The sequence below is a fragment of the Clostridium sp. genome, from assembly GCF_036781005.1.
In the GTDB taxonomy this organism is placed as follows: Bacteria; Bacillota; Clostridia; order Clostridiales; family Clostridiaceae; genus Clostridium_B.
Map to the genome: position 1 here is coordinate 18,232 of NZ_DAIQBT010000007.1, position 18,086 is coordinate 36,317.

An 18,086-nucleotide genomic window follows, 5' to 3' on the forward strand; every position below is an offset into this window, starting at 1 on the left:
TTTAAATGAATGAAAAATCACTAAGGATTCTAGAATTTTATAAAGTAAAAGATGAATTGAAAAAGTACACAACTACCAATGCAGCCAAAGATTTAGTAGATAATTTAAATCCCTATAACAACATATATGATGTGAGAGAACATTTGGAAGAAACTGAAGAGGCATTAAGACTTGTCATATCCAGAGGGAATCCTCCCTTTGAGGGAGTTTATGATGTAAGGCAGGGTATAAAAATGGCACAAAAGGGTTCTATACTTATGCCGGCACAAATTTTTAGAATAGGATCTATTTTAAAAGCTTCCAAAAGATTTGAAAAGTATATAAGGGTAAAAGAAGAAGGAGAAGAATTTAGAATTATAGAGGATATTTCCCAGGGCATTGTATTGTTAAAGGATTTAGAAGATAAAATTTTTGTTTCTATAGAAGGAGAAAATGAAATATCAGATAGGGCCAGTTCTCTTTTGTATAATATCAGAAAAAGTTTAAGAGATAAAAATGCTTCTGTAAGGGATAAGGTGAACTCTCTTGTAAGAAGCTATTCCCCTTATTTGCAGGATAATTTGTATACTATAAGAGGAGATAGATATGTACTGCCGGTGAAGGCAGAAAATAAGGCTTCAGTACCGGGGCTAGTTCATGATCAAAGTTCCAGTGGGTCAACACTTTATATAGAACCTATGGCTCTTGTGAATTTAAACAATGAAATAAAAGAATTAAAATTAAAAGAAAAGGCTGAAATAGATAGGATATTGTATGAGCTGTCCCGAGAAATACAGGATAATATAGAGGTAATCAAAAATAATGCAGATATAATATGGGAGTTAGATTTTATATTTTCCAAAGCTAAATTTGGCAGTGAACTAAATGGCAGCATTCCTATGATAAATGATAATTGTGTAATAGATATAGTAGAGGGAAAGCATCCTCTTATAGATAGAAAATCAGTAGTACCTATGGATGTACATATGGGTAAGGATTTTACTTGTCTTGTTATAACAGGACCTAATACAGGAGGTAAAACGGTAACGCTTAAAACCATAGGACTTTTACACATTATGGCTTTAAGTGGACTTATGATACCTGCCAGAGAAAATTCAACTGTAGGTTTTTTTACAGAAATATTTGCAGACATTGGAGATGAGCAGAGTATAGAGCAGAATTTATCCACTTTTTCCTCTCATATGACTAATATAGTCAACATAATAAACAATTCTGACAATAGATCCCTGATATTGTTTGATGAGTTGGGAGCAGGCACAGATCCCACAGAAGGGGCGGCACTAGCAGTATCTATACTGGAAAATTTAAAAGATAGAGGTTCTATGATAGTTGCTACAACTCATTATAGTGAATTGAAAGTTTATGCTTTAAAAAGCAGCGGAGTGGAAAATGCTTCAGTGGAATTTGATGTGGACACTTTAAAGCCCACATACAAGCTTATGATAGGAATACCCGGGAAATCAAATGCCTTTGAAATATCTAAAAGACTTGGACTTCCTGAATTCATAATAAAAGCTGCAAGGAAAAATATAGCAAGTGAGGCTTTAAAGTTTGAAGATCTGATTCAGAGTCTTCAAGAAAAAAGGATAAAAGCTGAAAATTATTTTAGAGAAGCAGAAATTTTAAAAAGAGAAGCGGCTAAAATGAAAGAAAAATATGAACAGAAAGCTGTTAGATTGCAGGAGGTAAGGGATAAATCCATTGCAGAAGCCCATAGTAAGGCCAGAGAAATAATAAGGGAATCCAAAGAAGAAGTGGACAGAATTTTAAAAGATATAAGAGAACTGGAGAAAATGGGATATAATTCATCTGTAAAACATGAACTGGAGGAACGAAGGAAAATACTCAAAGATAAACTGGAAAATGCTGAGGAAAATCTATATAAATCCAAAAAGGAAAATGGACAGCAGCTTAAATCTGTAAAAGAGGGTGAAGAAGTTTTCATTCCATCCTTAAATCAAAAGGTACTTGTGCTATCAAAACCTGATAATAAAGGGGAAGTACAAGTTCAGGCAGGTATTATGAAAATAAGTGTTAATTTGAAGGAATTGAGAGCAGCTAAAGGAAATACCAAAAATACGGATAAAAAATTAAAAAGAGAGGCTAATTTGAATTTAAAAAGTGTTTCCACCTCAGTGGATTTAAGGGGAATGGATTCCATAGAGGCATCCTATATTACAGATAAGTACTTAGATGATGCGTATATGGCAGGACTTAAAGAGGTCACTGTAATACATGGGAAAGGCACTGGGGTATTGAGGACTTCTATAACAAATATGTTAAAGTCTCATTCCCATGTAAAAAGGTATAGAATTGGTGAGTATGGTGAAGGTGGAACAGGAGTTACCATAGTAGAATTGAAATAAGGTTTTTGGGAGGAAAAAGATGATATTAGTCAGTGCATGTTTATGTGGTATGAATACCAAATATAATGGGGGGAATAATATTTCTCAAAAGATTTTGGAACTTATAGAAAAAGAGGGTATGATACCTGTGTGTCCAGAACAGTTAGGGGGACTTACCACCCCGAGAGAACCCTGTGAAATATGGGGTGGTACAGGATGCGATGTGTTGAATAAAAAAGCTGTTGTAATAACTCAGGATGGAAAAGATGTTACAGATAACTTTTTAAGAGGTGCCTATGAAACTTTAAATGCAGCTAAAACATTTAATATAAAAAAGGCCATATTGAAATCTAAAAGTCCATCCTGTGGATATAATAAAATTTATGATGGTAGTTTTAAAAAAAATATTATAAAAGGAAATGGGGTTACAGCAGAACTGCTTATTAAAAATGGAATAAAAATATATACAGAGGAAGATGTATAGATAAATACAAGGTACTTAAAGTACCTTGTATTTAATTATATCACTACCTTTATATATTCTACTTCAGGGTCTTCAGTACCTTGAACATATAATCCGGTATCCTTTAGTTTTTGTACATAGTCTACAATTTCTTTTGTTATTTCTTCTCCAGGACAAAGTATTGGTATTCCGGGAGGGTAGGCCATGAGAAACTCTCCACTTATCATACCTATGCTATTTTTTAGAAGAAGTGATTTTTTAGGAGAATTAAATGCATCTCTTGGAATCCGTATTTGTTTTGGTATGTTGGGAATATCTAAAAAGTCGGATTTTTTATTTTCTTTAACGAAATATTCACTGCTTATTTCTCTTAATGCATGTAAAAGAGTATCTATAGCTTCTTTGGTATCTCCAAAAGATCCTACTGCTAAAACATTATATAAATCGGAAAGTTCCATTTGGATGTGATATTTATTGGATAAGATCATATCCAGATCATATCCTGTAATTCCAAGTTCTCTGCAGTTTATAGTTATCTTGGTAGGATCAAGGGCTGCCACTCCTTCATTTCCCAGTATTTCTTCTCCAAAACAGTAAAATCCTTTAATTCTATTTATTTCATATCGAAGATAATTTGAAAGTTCAATGGATTTGTTTAAAAGTTCCTCTCCATGTAATGCTATTTGTCTTCTGGCACAATCCAATGAAGCCATTAAAATATAAGAGGGGGAAGTTGTCTGCAAAAGAGATAAAACCTGATGTACTCTATTTATGTCAATACGCTCCGAACAGACATGAAGCAGGGAACATTGGGTTAAAGCACCGATTATTTTATGGGTGCTCTGGGAGCACATATCTGCACCAGCCTCTATGGCAGACATAGGTAGATTATCATTAAAACCAAGGTGTGGTCCGTGAGCTTCATCTACTATTAAAGGAATATTATAACTGTGTACAATATCTGAAATTTTCTTTATATCTGTAGCTACTCCATAATAAGTAGGATTTATTATTAAAACGGCCTTAGCATCGGTATTTTTCTTTAAAGTCTCCTCCACAGTTTCAGGAGTAACTCCCTGTGCTATGCCTACTCTTTTATCCAGGGCCGGCTGCATATATACAGGTATGGCACCGCTTAGTATAATTCCAGCGGTGACTGATTTATGCACATTTCTTGGAATTATTAATTTGTCACCTGAATTTACTACAGACATAATCATTGACTGTATGGCTCCTGATGTGCCATGAATGGAAAAAAAAGCAGCATCGGAACCATAGGCATCTGCAGCTAATTGTTGAGCTTTTTTTATTGGACCTGTAGGGTGGTGAAGGCTATCCACTAGTTTAAATACAGTAACGTCAATTTTAAAAGGGTTTTCCCCTATAAATTGTTTGAATTCCTTATCCATACCGACACCTTTTTTATGCCCTGGTACATGGAAGGGTATGGTTTCTCTGTTCACATATTCCATCAGTGCATCAAATAGTGGAGTTTCACTTTGATCTAATCTATACACCTTGATAAAGCACCTTCTTTCATAAAAATATCCCTTTAACTTTTTAAATTAAAGGGCGTACCACACGTTTAATAAAAACTAATATCATTATATGTTAATTGATTTATAAATTCAATAATATGCAGTTAATTTTTATATAATAATAAAATGTATTAATAACATATTTATAAATTATGTACATAAAGTAAAATATAATAATATAAGTATTTTTCACTATAAAATTTATAGTATAATAGTAAATGCTAAATATTGCATGTAGGAGGTAAAAATATGTATAGAGAAAAGTATGAATTCTGGTTAAATTCATCTTATTTGAATGATGAGGAAAAGTTAGAATTAAAGAATATAGGGGATGAAAAAGAAATAGAAGATAGGTTTTATAAGGATTTGGAGTTTGGTACGGGAGGTCTCAGAGGGGTAATAGGCCTTGGAACTAATAGAATGAATATACATACTATTGGAAAAACCACTGAAGGATTATCAAGATACCTTATAGAAACATATGGTAGTGATATTTCTGCAGCTATAGCCTACGATTGCAGAATAATGTCTGAAGAATTTGCAAAAGCTGCTGCAGCTAATTTATGTGCAAATGGTATAACAGTAAATCTTTTTGGTACACTTCATCCTACTCCCATGCTTTCTTATGCAGTAAGAGAACTTAAATGCAAAGCAGGTATTGTTATAACTGCATCTCACAATCCTAAAAATTACAATGGATATAAAGTTTATGGAGAAGATGGAGGGCAGGTAACAGATAAAGTTGCAAATAAAATACTTGGCTATATAAATGATGTGAATGATTTTTCCAAGATAAAGCGTATGGATATAAAGGAAGCAAAGGAAAGGAAAATTTTAAATATAATAGGAGAAGATATAGATAGACCTTATATAGAAAGAGTAAAACAGATGGTTATAAGAAAGGATATGGTATCCTTTTATGGAAAGAACTTGAATATAATATATACACCTCTTCATGGAACTGGAAATATTCCTGTAAGGAGAGCCTTGAAAGAATTGGGATATGAAAATTTATTTATAGTAAAGGAACAGGAATATCCAGATGGCAATTTTCCTACAGCAGCATGTCCTAATCCAGAAGATCCAAAAGTATTCAAATTGGCCTTAGACCTTGCAAAAGACTTAAAACCAGATATAATATTTGGAACGGACCCTGATTGTGACAGAATAGGAGTTATAGTAAGAGACGATGACAATAATTATAGAGCCCTCACTGGAAATCAAGTGGGAATTCTTTTGACAGAATATATTTTATCTTCACTTAAAGAGTTGAATATATTGCCTGAAAATGGAGTCATAATAAAAACAATAGTAACCACAGAAATGGTAAGAGATATAGTAAAAGAATATAATGTGGAACTTATCGATCTGTTAACCGGGTTTAAATATATAGGAGAAAAAATAAAGGAATTCGAACAGTTGGGAGATAAAAAATTCATATTTGGATTTGAGGAAAGTTACGGTTATTTGGCAGGAGATTTTGTAAGAGATAAAGATGCTGTAATTGCATCCACCCTAATATGTGAAATGGCCTTATATTATAAAATGAAAGGAATAAATATATACGAAGCTTTAATAAATCTTTATAAAAAATATGGATTTTACAGGGAAACCATAGTTTCCATAGAACTTAAAGGTAGGGAAGGCTGCGAAGAAATGGACACTATACTTGAATATTTGAGACATTCAATGAAAAGGACACTGGGTGGAGTAAAAATAATTAAAAAGCTGGACTATAAATTGAGTATCGAAAAGGATCTTGTAAATATAACTGAAAATACAATACAGCTCCCAAAATCCAATGTACTTAAATTTATTATGGAAGACAAGAGCTGGTTTGTAGTAAGGCCTTCAGGAACAGAACCAAAGATAAAACTTTATTTTTCAGTAATAGGAAATAGTTTTAAAGATTCAGAAGAGAAAATGGAAGTATTAAGACAAAATGTAATGGATATAATCAAAGATGCAAAGTGTTAATAATAAAATGTGCAGGTGACATAACTTATGAATATAAAATCGTATTTTGCAGAGAAATTGTCTAAATTACTATTTTTAGAAGTAAGAAAAGAAAATGTAAAAAAAATATTTCATGTTTTACTAAAGGAAGATATATATATACCCATAAACTCCAAATATATAGTAGATAGTGTGAAATTAAAGGATAATCTGGATAAAATACCTGTAACATATTTTATAGAAGGTATGTTTTATGTACTGGGGGCAGATGAAGATTTTAAATTTAACAAATACTATAAAGAGATAATTTCCAAAGATAAAAATAATAATAATTTTATAAAAAGTATAATTGGAAAAAATGTTAAAAATAAAAATTATGAAGAGGGCTACATAATTTTAAAAGGTTTGTCCCAAATAGAAGATACAATAGGAATATATGATAAGCTTATAATTATGGCAGAGGAATTAAGAAAAAAAAATAATGTATTTAAAGAAGAGGAATTAAATATATTACAAAAGGCCAAACTTAAAGATAACTATGCCCTGCCTTATCTATATGAGGCAATTATAAAGAAAGAAGAAGGAAATTATAAAAGGGCATTATTTTGTATAAATGACTATGTAGCAAAAGGGGGAGAAGAAACCCTGGATGTAACAGATATGAAGCAGTGGCTGAAGTCTTGTGTAGATTATGACAGGGGGAAAGAACTTTTAGAGAGTAACCCTATAGAAGCTCTAAAGTATTTAATTCCTCTCATAGATATTTTAGGAAACAATACTTCTATTTATTATTATATAGCTGTGGCATACAGGATGATTGCAAATCATGAAAAGGCTATTTACTATTTAAATGAAGCTTTGAATATAGATAGCAGTATAGTAGAAGTAGTTAATGAAATGGGAATAAACTATGCATCTTTGGGAAATTATGAAAGGGCTATAGCCTATTTGAGAAAGGCCTTTCAGGCCACTAAATCAGTGGAGGTATGTACAAATCTTATATTATGTTATTTAAATTCGGGGAATTTAAAAGATGCTAAAGTTCATTTGGAAATTGCAAAAAAGTTAGATCCAGAAGATCAAGTGGTAGTGGAATTAGAAGGTATAATTAACAACACAAGTAAATCAGGTGATTCTTAGGTTCAGGTGGAGTTTGCTACAGAGAAATACTTATCTCCATCTGGAGCCTTATTAACAGTATTCTTAGTGTCTTTAGCACTTAGAATACGTTATCCTTTAGGGGAAGAACTTATCCAGGCGTGTAGCAGTGTTTATCTCCCACTTTGAAGAAGATGGGAGTATTAGCAATGGCAGCGTTCGGATAAAAGTTAAAGATTAATTGAGAGGAGAGTTGTTATGAATGTAAAAAAAGCTATAATACCTGCTGCAGGACTCGGGACACGGTTTTTACCTGCTACTAAGGCTCAACCTAAAGAAATGCTTCCTATAGTAGATAAGCCCACTATACAATATATCATAGAAGAGGCTGTAGCCTCTGGAATAGAAGAAATATTGATAATAACGGGAAGAAATAAGAGGGCTATAGAAGATCATTTTGATAAATCTATAGAATTGGAAAGAGAACTTGAAAAAAAAGGCAAAGAAGAACTGTTGAAAATGGTAAAGGATATATCCAACATATCAGATATTTACTATATAAGACAAAAAGAACCAAAGGGTCTTGGTCATGCTATAGGCTGTGCTAAAACTTTTGTAGGAAATCAGCCTTTTGCAGTAATGCTTGGAGATGATGTGGTAGATAATGATGTACCTTGTCTAAAACAGCTTATAGATTGTTATAATGAATATAAAACCTCAATTATAGGAGTACAGGAAGTACCTGAGGAGGAAGTATACAAATATGGCATAGTTAAAGGTATGTACATAGAAAATAATGTATATAAGGTTAAAGACTTAATAGAAAAGCCTAAAGTAGAAGAAGCACCTTCAAATATGGGTATACTTGGAAGATATATAATAACTCCTTCCATATTTGAAATACTGCAAAATACCACTCCGGGAAAAGGAGGGGAAATTCAGCTTACAGATGCCCTTAGAACACTGGCAAAGAATGAGGCTATGTATGCATATACTTTTCAAGGAAGAAGATATGATGTAGGTGATAAGCTTGGATTTCTTCAGGCTACAGTGGAATTTGCATTAAAAAAGGAAGAATTAAAAAAACCTTTTATGAAATATCTTTTAGGATTAAAAGAACAGCCTATATTTAAAGAAGTTAAAGATGAATTAACGGAAAATGTGAAAGAAAAACAATTACAATCACGTTAATTGGATTTTGCTGTAATTTAACTAGGGGTTGAATTACAGCAAAAATAATTATGCCTGTGTTAAGCTTCTGTGCATAATTGGTGCATGGTAAAAATATGTTGATTAATTTTCTTTATGATGTAAAATAGATAAGGAGAGTTTTTATAATCCATGGAATTAGGAAGTGTTTAAATGCAGAAAGACAAAAAACTTATAGTATATGACATATTTTTTATCATAGCTTCTTTATATTTTGCTTTATTACTCAAGTTTGATTTTAATATACCATCGGAATATATGATATTTTTTAAATTATCTGTTATTCCAGTAGTCATAGTAACTTTAGTGTGTAATAAATTTTTCAATTTATATAGTAGTATATGGAAATATGCATCTGTGGAGGAGCTTATATCCATAGTATATTCTGTATCTCTATCCAATATTATTTTTATAATTTACAGTTACTTTATAAATTATAAATTTTTAGAAAACAGGTATTATAGATTTCCTTATACAGTACATATAATCCTCTGGATACTGTCTGTATTGGCACTAGGCGGAGTGAGATTTATATATAGATTGTCCGGGGACAAAAAAGAGGAGAGTTCTAAAAAAAGAAGAGATAAGAATCTACTTATAATTGGAGCAGGGGATGCTGCCGCCATGCTTATAAAAGAAATAAAAAAACATACAAATTTCAATTATAATATAATAGGGCTTGTAGATGATGATAAATCTAAAAAGGGAAAACTTATAAGGGGAGTGGAAGTTTTAGGTGGAAGAAGTAGAATAATAGATATATGTAAAAACAGAGGCATAGAAGAGATAATAATTGCAATGCCCTCTGCTGATCTTCATACAAAACGGGAGATTATAAATATATGTAAAAATACAAAGTGCAAGCTAAAAACTTTGCCGGGGATATATGAGATGATAGACGGAAATGTAAATATTACAAAACTTAGAGATGTAAATATAGAGGATTTGCTTGGAAGAGAAGAGGTTAAATTAAATACACAGGATATAAGCAAGTACATAAAAGACAAAATTATAATGGTTACAGGGGGGGGCGGATCCATAGGATCTGAACTATGCAGACAAATAGCTAAGTTTCATCCCAAACAATTACTTATATTGGATGTGTATGAAAACAATGTATATGATCTTGAGATGGAATTGAATTATAATTACGCTGATTTGAATAAAAAGGTAATTATAGCATCTATAAGAGATTATAACAGATTAGAGGATATATTTGAAAAATATACTCCACAGGTGGTTTTTCATGCAGCTGCCCATAAGCATGTTCCTCTTATGGAAAGCAATCCTCAAGAAGCAGTAAAGAATAATATAATCGGCACTTACCAGGTTTTAAGATGCTGTGATGAATTTAAAGTAGAGAAATTTGTACAGATAAGTACAGATAAAGCGGTGAATCCTACTAATGTTATGGGAGCTACAAAAAGATTTTGTGAGATAATGGTGCAGGCTTTTAATGAAGTCAGCAAAACTGAATATGTAGCTGTAAGATTTGGGAATGTACTTGGAAGCAATGGTTCTGTGATTCCTTTATTTAAAAGACAAATAGCTCATGGGGGGCCTGTTACAGTAACTCATCCTGAGATAAATAGATTTTTTATGACAATTCCAGAAGCGGCTCAATTGGTAATTCAGGCAGGTGCTATAGCTGCAGGAGGAGAAATTTTTGTACTTGATATGGGGAAACCTGTAAAAATAGTAGACTTGGCAAGAGATCTTATAACTTTGTCAGGATATGAACCAGATGTAGATATAAAAATAGAATATACAGGTCTTAGACCAGGTGAAAAATTATATGAAGAACTACTTATGAATGAAATAGCATTGACTTCTACAGAACATGATAAAATATTTGTAGAAAAGCCTAACAAAATAGATATGAATTTTATAGAAAAATCTATTGATGAATTTAAAGAAGTACTGGATCAGGATAGGGAACAGATAATTCAGATTATAGAAAAAAAGGTTCCTACCTATAAGAGAAAAAAATAATAAAAGGATGAATAAGCCCATGAAGAATGTACTAGTTATTTCCCATATGTATCCCTCGCCTTCAAATAGTGTTTTGGGTATTTTTGTCCATAAACAGGTGCAGAAGCTTATAAATGAGGGCTGTAAAGTGAAGGTAATATGTCCGGTACCTTATGTACCGTCTTTTTTAGGCATAATAAGAAAATATAAAACTTACATTGACATTCCAACTAAAATGTTTCTTGATGGGGTGGAGGTTTTTTATCCAAGATATATAGAATTCCCCAGGGGATTGTTTTTGCAGTATTCTGGAATTTTTATGTATCTTGGTATAAGAAGAACCATAAATAAATTATACAAAAGATTTAAATTTAATGTTATACATGCACATACTGCTATACCTGTGGGTTTTGCTAGTATTTTTTTGAGCAGAAAATATAAGGTACCTTTTGTAGTGACCATTCATGGCCAGGATTTCCAGTACACCATAAAAAAGAATGGTATGTGCAGAAAAAATGTATTTAAGGTTTTAAAAGATGCAGATAAAATAATAACTGTCAGTAATAAATTGAAAAATGTTATAAAGGAAAATTATATTTTAAATAAAACCACAGTTATAAATAATGGCATAAACCCTGAGGAGTATGTAATAAATGAACAGGTCAAATTAAAAGGAAGTCACATAATGTTAAGTGTTTCTGCCCTGATAAAAACTAAAGGTATAGATTTAAATATAAAGGCAGTATCAGAACTTGTAAAAACATACCCTGATTTAATGTATTACATAATTGGTGATGGAGAAGAAAATAAAAATTTAAGAAAGTTGGTAAATGATCTTAATTTAAATAAAAATGTAGTTTTTCTTGGCAGATTGCCTCATGCAAAAGTAATAAAATATATGTCTTCAAAGTGTGATGTTTTTTCACTTCCCAGCTGGCAGGAAGGGTTTGGAATAGTATATATAGAAGCCATGAATAGTGGAATACCGGTTATAGGAGTCAGGGGACAGGGAATAGAAGATGTTATAGAAGATAAAAAGAATGGCTTTTTAGTTGAACCCTGCAAGGTAGAAGATTTGATTTTTACTATAGATTATATATTAAGTCACAAGGACAAAGCCAGTGTAATAGGTGAAAATGGTAAAAATACTGTGCTTAAGGAGTTCACCTGGCTTAGAAATGCACAAAAAACTATTGATATATACAATGAAATTATGAGGTGAATAAAGTGAATATTGCAATGATATTGACCAATGGATTTGATCCGGATCCCAGAGTATATAAAGAAGCAAAGTCACTTAAAAAACTTGGACACAAGGTAACAATTTTATGTTGGGATAGAGAAGGAACCTATATAGATAAACAGGAAGAGGACTTAGAGGGGATACATATAGTAAGATTTTTTGGAAATGCAGAATATGGTACAGGATATAAACAAATTTTCAAATTTTTGAATTTTAAAAAAGATGTCTATAGGTACCTAAAAGATAAAAATTTTCAGGCACTGCACTGTCATGATTTTGATGGACTTTTTATAGGATATAATGTAAACAAGAAACTTAAGTTAAAGCTTACCTATGATGAACATGACTTATTTTATATGTATTTTTACAATAGAAAAAGGTTTTTAAATAAGCTTGTGTATTATTCTGTTATTTTTCTGGAAAGACATATGATAAGGAGAGTGGATACCCACATAGTAGTCACTCCCAAGATGAAGAAAGTTTATAAAAAAAGAAGTAAGAATATTTACATAGTAAATAATGCACCTTATAAAAGTTTATTTAAGGATATAGAAAAAACTTCAGATAATTTACTTAGAGTTGGATTTATAGGTTCTGTTAGATATTATGATGAGATAAAAGCTTTAATTGATGCCTCTCAAAAGTATAATAAAGCTGTAAAGATAATAATTTGTGGATGGGGAATATATGCAGAACAGCTTGCAAGTTATTCTAAAAAGTTTTCAAATGTAGAAATAAAAGGTGCTTATAATATAAGTGAGCTTGAAACTCTTTATAAAAACATAGATGTAACTTATGCCTTTTATCCAGGGGATACGGCTACCATATCCATGCCCAATAAATTCTATGAAAGCATAATAACAGAGACACCTATTATTGCCAATAAGGTTACGGAGTTTGGATATGAGGTGTGGAAAAATAATTTTGGCTATGGAATAGAAGGAAAGAATCTCAGAGAAGAAATAGAACATATTATAGGGAAACTTCTAAAGGATCCCCAGGAAAAAGATAATATAATAGAAAATATGAGAAAAGCAAAAAGTAATTATTTTTGGGAAAGTAATGAACCCAAGTTGGATTCAATTTATGGTAAATAGTTACACAGGTTATTTCCTGCCTTTCCATGGAAAATTTATTAAAGGAGAATCATATGTATAATAAACATACGGTTTCAATAATAATTCCCGTGTATAATGAAGAACTTTATATAGAGGAATGTTTAAAATCCATAGTTAATCAAACTTATGAAAATATTATTGAAATATTAGTTATAGATGGTATGTCTACAGACTCTACAAGAGATATATTGAAAAATTTTCAAAATGAAAAGATAGTCTTAATAGACAATGAAAAAAAAATTCAGTCTGCTGCCCTAAATAAAGGTATAAAAATGGCAAAGGGTGATATAGTGGTCAGGGTTGATGCCCATGCATTATATGATAAAAATTATGTAGAAGAATGTGTAAATACATTAAATAAGTTTAAAGAGGATAATGTAGTAAATGTAGGAGGGCCCACCTATTTGCTCACCTCAAAATCCTATGTGGAAAACTCTATTGTTTTTCTTCATGAAAGTAAATTTGGAATAGGCGTAGCAAAATTCAGACAGAAAGATTATGATGGATTTGTGGATACGGTGTGGAATGGGGCTTTCTACAGGTGGGTATTTGATAAAATTGGTTTTTACAACGAAAGTTTTATGAGAAGTGAAGACAATGATTTAAACAATAGAATATTAAAAAATGGATATAAAATATATCAGAATAAAAATATAATAGCCTATTATAAACCTAGAAGCAGTATAAAGAAGGTATTATCCCAAAATTATGACAATGGAAAGGCAATAGGCCAGTCTCTTGTTAATAATAGAGAGATAGTGAGAATAAGACATCTTGTGCCTTTGATATTTTTCCTTACCATAGTAATATTTGGGTTAAGCTATAAACTATTTTTCCCAAGTAGAATAATAGAAATTATGGCTTTAGGAAGTTATTTTATCGTAGATATGATAGAATGCATAAAAATAGGTGTAAAAAATGGAATAAAATACATACCTTTAATGTTTGTACTATTTTTTCTACTTCATATTATGTATGGATTAGGAACTATAGTTGGCTTTTTTACTGGCTTAAAAAAGCATCTAAAAACAAATAACCAGTGAAAGGAAGGATATTCCAAGATGATACATAAAATTTGTAATAGGGGAAATGAAAATAGTAAAATAACCTCATTTGTTTTATATATGCTTATGATAGCGGGATTGATAACAGGATATATTGGTTCCATTACATATTATAAATCCTTTAACTTTATAATAAACACAGGTATTTTAAAAAGAGTATTTGTTATGGCACCTTTATTTGTAATTATAGTTTATACTTTAATATTTTTAGTCCCTTCAAGGATTGAGAAACTGTCAAGTTTATATTGGTTTTTATTTTTAACTTTAAATATAACACCTCTTTTAATAGTATATAGTATGAGTGGATTGGCAGAGAGTAAAAATTCAGAAATATACATATATCTTATAACTTTCATTGCTGTAATAGGCATATTGCTTGTAAGTAAACCGGATTTTGAAATTCCAAGGATTAAAATTACCCCTAAAGTATTCTGGATAGGGATTATAGCTTTTATGGTAATTGCATATTCATATCTCATTTATACCTTGGGACTTCCTACCAAGATAATAGAAGCCTTTAAGGACGTGTATGGCGTAAGACTTAATTATAGGGATACAGCAGGAAAGTTTGATGATTACTTCATACAATGGCTTGGCAATGTAATAAATCCTTTTATACTTACATTTTTAATATATAAGAAAAAATATAAGCTTATATTTATACCTTTTATACTGCAATTAGTGTTATATGGTTATGCGGCATATAAAAGCCAGTTTGCTGTTTTGCTTTTGGCTCCATTTTTTGCTATGGTTTTGAAATCAGGGATAAAGAGAAGTTTTATAGAGAAAATGATGCTTTTGTCCATAGTGGTGGGTCTTATTGCATTTTATTTTAAAAAATTATCCATATACCTTCTTATAATTATAAGAATATTTTTATTTCCTCCATTAATAGCACTAGAATATTATGATTTTTTCTGGATGTATCCTAAAATGCTATTATCTCATAGTATATTTGGCCATTTCTTCAAAAATGTATATAATATGGATCCTAATTTTTACATGGGAACAGTATATTATGGCAGATCAGACATGAGACTTAATGTAACTTGGTATGGAGATGCATATATGAATTTTGGTATTATAGGAATAATTTTATTTGCAGTACTTCTCTATTTTATAATGATAGTTATAAAATCTGTAGAAAATAAAAATATATTTTTAGTATCGGCACTGTTATTTGGAGGGGTAATGGCATTATTCAATGGTCCTATATTGACAACTCTGCTCACCAATGGACTTGGACTTGGTTTGCTTCTAGCATATCTGATGCCCGAAGACCTATGACACTCCTTCAACTGTAAATCGTGAATCGCAAACTGTGAATTGTAAATCGTGAATTGAACAAAGGGTGGTAAATCATTATGAAAAAACATTATAAGGATATGGATATAGCCAGGGGAATAGGTATATTTCTGGTGGTTCTTGGACATTCTTTCCCTGATGCACAATTTAATGGCAGTAGTTTCTATGCTTATATATACAGGTTTATATATTCATTTCATATGCCATTGTTTTTTGTTATATCAGGTTTTTTTGCCCATAAAATATATGAGATAAACTCTTTGAAAAGTTATGGAACATTTATTTATGGAAAATTCAAAAGGCTTATGGTGCCTTATATTTCTGTATCTTTAATTGCAGTGCCTATAAAGCTATATATGAATAATTATGCTGCAAGGCCTATAAATTTAAATGATCTAATAATAAATATAATATTTTATCCTTTGGATATTCCTATACAGTATTTTTGGTTTATATACACATTATTTTTCATATTTGTAGTGGCACCATTATTTAAAAAGCTTCCTTTAAATATAACTCTTTTAGTAACTTTAATATTAAATTTACTATTTACAACACAAATAGGATTTATGTATGTTTATGGAGTAGTTCACTATTTATTTTATTTCTTCTTTGGAATTTACTTAAATAGTACATATAAAACATGGTCAAATATTAAGAATAAACAGATAGCAATTACAATATTTTTCATATTAATTGTAATCTTAAATTTGAAATCCCTCCAGCCTGCGAAGGTAATGTATCCTTATCATAATTTAATTACTTCTCTTTTAGGAAGCAGTATATTTTTAATGTTGTCAAATTTAATAGTGAATGGTTATTTTGGAAGGTTATTTGAGGGTATAGGAAAATACAGTTATGATATTTATCTGTTATCCTGGTTTTTTCAGACAGGAGTGAGGGTAGCAATTTATCAGGTACTTGGTGTAAACTACAATATTGTAATCTTTATAATGTTTTTTGCAGGATTTTTACCAATAATAATATCTATGTATATTCTTAGTAAAAATCAGCTGCTCAGCAAAATATTTTTAGGACATAAATAAAATTTAGTCATAAATTATTCACTAAATAGTAAGAATTATACATCATTGTATATGAAATTAATTAGTGATAAAATACTTAAAGATAGAATCTGTTGTATCTAAATATGTAAAAATAGCATTGGGATAACGTTGCAGAAAGATTATTTGGAGGAAAACATGAAAAAAGATAAACTTGTTAAAGCTGCTGGAGTAGTGATGGTAATTTCAATGGTAAGCAGAGTGATGGGATTTGTAAGGGATGTGCTTATTGCCAGTGCCTTTGGTGCATCTAACAGTTCAGATGCATATTTTATGTCACTTACAATACCAAATCTTCTGTTTAATTTGTTTGGGCTTGCTATTACTACTACTTTCATTCCTCTACTTAGTGAAAGTTATAATAAAGAGGGTAAGGATGGGATGTTCAGATTTGCTAATTCCATAATGAATATTCTCATGCTTATCTCAATTATTCTGTGTGTGCTGGGATGGGTATTCACTAAAGAAATAGTAGCTGTTATTGCGCCAGGTTTTACAGGAGAAAGATATAATCTTGTTATATTTTTGACTAAAATAAGTATGATAAATATACTGTTTCTAAGTTTAAACAGCGGATATACAGCAGTACTTCAGACACTGGATGATTTTGTGGCACCGGCACTGGTTGGAATAGTGATGAATGTACCTATAATAACTTACATATTAATTGGAAATCACCATGGAATTGTAGGCCTTACTGTAGCTACAATGCTTGGAAATGCTCTTCAGATAGTAATACAAGTTCCCTGGCTTATAAGAAATAAATATAAATATAGCTTTAAGATAGATTTTAAAGATAAAAAGATAAGAAAAATGCTTATGCTTATTGCACCAGTTATTATAGGAACAGGAGTTAATCAGGTAAATGAGGTAGTTCAAAAGAGAATGGCATCAGGTCTTGCAGTAGGAAGTATAGTGGCACTGGATTATGCCAATAAACTTAATATGCTTGTGTATTTCACTTTTGCATCTGCCATAGTTACAGTAATATATCCTTCACTGTCAAGAAGTGGAAATATGAAAAAATATGATGAGTTTAAAGATCATATAAGCAGTGCAGTAAATAACATAAACATTATAGTAATTCCAGCAATAATAGGGCTTTTAATACTCAGGGTTCCTATAATAAGCGTGCTTTTCATGCACGGTGCCTTTAATGAAAAAGCAGTTAACATGACTGCAGAAGCTTTGTTTTTCTTGGTATCGGGTCTTGTGTTCTGGGGTATAAGAGACATATTCAATAGATCTTTTTATGCTATTCAAGATACTACTACTCCTATGATAAATGGAGCTATAGGTGTGGGAGTAAACATAATTATGAGTATAGTGCTGGTGAAAAAGATGGGAATAGGAGGTCTTACCTTAGCTACTACAATTTCTGCTTTTGTAAGCTGTGTGCTTCTTGTTAAGGATTTAAGGAAAAAAATTGGAAGTGTCAATGGAGTTAATATGTTTAAATGTGGAATAAAAATATTGACTTCAGGGGTAGTCATGGGTGTAATCATATTTTTTATAAATGATTACTTATCATTATTTTTAACTGGATTTAAAGGTGAGATTGTAATAATAATGGTTTCAATTATAGTGGGTATATTGGTATATGTAATTATGCTGTTACTTTTAAAGGTAAATGAACTGAATACTATAATAAATTTAATCAAGGGGAAATTTAAAAGATCACAATGTGTTTAATTGATATACAAAATGTAAGT

The 18,086-nt window shown here is 31.0% G+C and carries 13 protein-coding genes; 12 read left to right on the forward strand and 1 reads right to left on the reverse strand.

The window, feature by feature from the left end; translation table 11 throughout:
* The first annotated feature begins 5 nt into the window (after window positions 1–5).
* Entirely contained in the window at window positions 6–2,366 is a 2,361-nt protein-coding gene (locus tag V7Q02_RS04165; RefSeq protein WP_333859721.1) for an endonuclease MutS2, read from the forward strand.
* A 19-nt stretch (window positions 2,367–2,385) separates the two neighbouring features.
* Window positions 2,386–2,829: a DUF523 domain-containing protein gene (locus tag V7Q02_RS04170; protein ID WP_333859722.1), complete on the forward strand. Its 444-nt coding sequence runs from the start codon at window positions 2,386–2,388 to the stop codon at window positions 2,827–2,829.
* Between the two features lie 35 nt (window positions 2,830–2,864).
* Here V7Q02_RS04170 and V7Q02_RS04175 read toward each other — a convergent pair whose 3' ends face one another.
* Window positions 2,865–4,325 carry an aminotransferase class I/II-fold pyridoxal phosphate-dependent enzyme gene (locus V7Q02_RS04175; RefSeq protein ID WP_333859723.1) on the reverse strand — a complete coding sequence of 487 codons (1,461 nt, stop codon included), beginning with the start codon at window positions 4,323–4,325 and terminating at the stop codon, window positions 2,865–2,867.
* Window positions 4,326–4,595: 270 nt separating this feature from the next.
* Here V7Q02_RS04175 and V7Q02_RS04180 point away from each other — a divergent pair, with 270 nt between their 5' ends.
* The 10 genes from V7Q02_RS04180 (at window position 4,596) to murJ (ending at window position 18,066) form a co-directional block, all read left to right on the forward strand.
* Window positions 4,596–6,323 carry a phospho-sugar mutase gene (locus V7Q02_RS04180; RefSeq protein WP_333859725.1) on the forward strand — a complete coding sequence of 576 codons (1,728 nt, stop codon included), beginning with the start codon at window positions 4,596–4,598 and terminating at the stop codon, window positions 6,321–6,323.
* Between the two features lie 27 nt (window positions 6,324–6,350).
* Entirely contained in the window at window positions 6,351–7,442 is a 1,092-nt protein-coding gene (locus V7Q02_RS04185) for a tetratricopeptide repeat protein (protein ID WP_333859726.1), read from the forward strand.
* 216 nt (window positions 7,443–7,658) lie between these two features.
* Entirely contained in the window at window positions 7,659–8,591 is a 933-nt protein-coding gene (gene galU, locus V7Q02_RS04190) for a UTP--glucose-1-phosphate uridylyltransferase GalU (RefSeq protein WP_333859727.1), read from the forward strand.
* 171 nt (window positions 8,592–8,762) lie between these two features.
* Window positions 8,763–10,601, forward strand: a complete 1,839-nt coding sequence (locus tag V7Q02_RS04195; protein ID WP_333859729.1) for a polysaccharide biosynthesis protein — start codon at window positions 8,763–8,765, stop codon at window positions 10,599–10,601.
* Window positions 10,602–10,620: 19 nt separating this feature from the next.
* Entirely contained in the window at window positions 10,621–11,802 is a 1,182-nt protein-coding gene (locus tag V7Q02_RS04200) for a glycosyltransferase (RefSeq protein WP_333859730.1), read from the forward strand.
* A gap of 5 nt (window positions 11,803–11,807) precedes the next feature.
* Window positions 11,808–12,920 (forward strand): glycosyltransferase, encoded by a 1,113-nt coding sequence (locus tag V7Q02_RS04205; RefSeq protein WP_333859731.1) that lies wholly within the window; start codon window positions 11,808–11,810, stop codon window positions 12,918–12,920.
* A 53-nt stretch (window positions 12,921–12,973) separates the two neighbouring features.
* Entirely contained in the window at window positions 12,974–13,984 is a 1,011-nt protein-coding gene (locus tag V7Q02_RS04210; RefSeq protein WP_333859732.1) for a glycosyltransferase family 2 protein, read from the forward strand.
* A gap of 18 nt (window positions 13,985–14,002) precedes the next feature.
* Window positions 14,003–15,292 carry an O-antigen polymerase gene (locus V7Q02_RS04215; protein WP_333859733.1) on the forward strand — a complete coding sequence of 430 codons (1,290 nt, stop codon included), beginning with the start codon at window positions 14,003–14,005 and terminating at the stop codon, window positions 15,290–15,292.
* Between the two features lie 77 nt (window positions 15,293–15,369).
* Window positions 15,370–16,356 (forward strand): acyltransferase family protein, encoded by a 987-nt coding sequence (locus V7Q02_RS04220; protein WP_333859734.1) that lies wholly within the window; start codon window positions 15,370–15,372, stop codon window positions 16,354–16,356.
* Between the two features lie 156 nt (window positions 16,357–16,512).
* Window positions 16,513–18,066 (forward strand): murein biosynthesis integral membrane protein MurJ, encoded by a 1,554-nt coding sequence (murJ, locus tag V7Q02_RS04225; protein ID WP_333859735.1) that lies wholly within the window; start codon window positions 16,513–16,515, stop codon window positions 18,064–18,066.
* Window positions 18,067–18,086 lie beyond the last annotated feature (20 nt).

What these genes read in the sequence shown, in the direction of transcription:
- murJ (WP_333859735.1), top strand. Translation starts at nt 16,513, where the DNA reads ATGAAAAAAGATAAACTTGTTAAAGCTGCTGGAGTAGTGATGGTAATT.
- V7Q02_RS04170 (WP_333859722.1), top strand. Translation starts at nt 2,386, where the DNA reads ATGATATTAGTCAGTGCATGTTTATGTGGTATGAATACCAAATATAAT.
- V7Q02_RS04185 (WP_333859726.1), top strand. Translation starts at nt 6,351, where the DNA reads ATGAATATAAAATCGTATTTTGCAGAGAAATTGTCTAAATTACTATTT.
- V7Q02_RS04195 (WP_333859729.1), top strand. Translation starts at nt 8,763, where the DNA reads ATGCAGAAAGACAAAAAACTTATAGTATATGACATATTTTTTATCATA.
- V7Q02_RS04200 (WP_333859730.1), top strand. Translation starts at nt 10,621, where the DNA reads ATGAAGAATGTACTAGTTATTTCCCATATGTATCCCTCGCCTTCAAAT.
- V7Q02_RS04165 (WP_333859721.1), top strand. Translation starts at nt 6, where the DNA reads ATGAATGAAAAATCACTAAGGATTCTAGAATTTTATAAAGTAAAAGAT.
- V7Q02_RS04220 (WP_333859734.1), top strand. Translation starts at nt 15,370, where the DNA reads ATGAAAAAACATTATAAGGATATGGATATAGCCAGGGGAATAGGTATA.
- V7Q02_RS04215 (WP_333859733.1), top strand. Translation starts at nt 14,003, where the DNA reads ATGATACATAAAATTTGTAATAGGGGAAATGAAAATAGTAAAATAACC.
- V7Q02_RS04210 (WP_333859732.1), top strand. Translation starts at nt 12,974, where the DNA reads ATGTATAATAAACATACGGTTTCAATAATAATTCCCGTGTATAATGAA.
- V7Q02_RS04180 (WP_333859725.1), top strand. Translation starts at nt 4,596, where the DNA reads ATGTATAGAGAAAAGTATGAATTCTGGTTAAATTCATCTTATTTGAAT.
- galU (WP_333859727.1), top strand. Translation starts at nt 7,659, where the DNA reads ATGAATGTAAAAAAAGCTATAATACCTGCTGCAGGACTCGGGACACGG.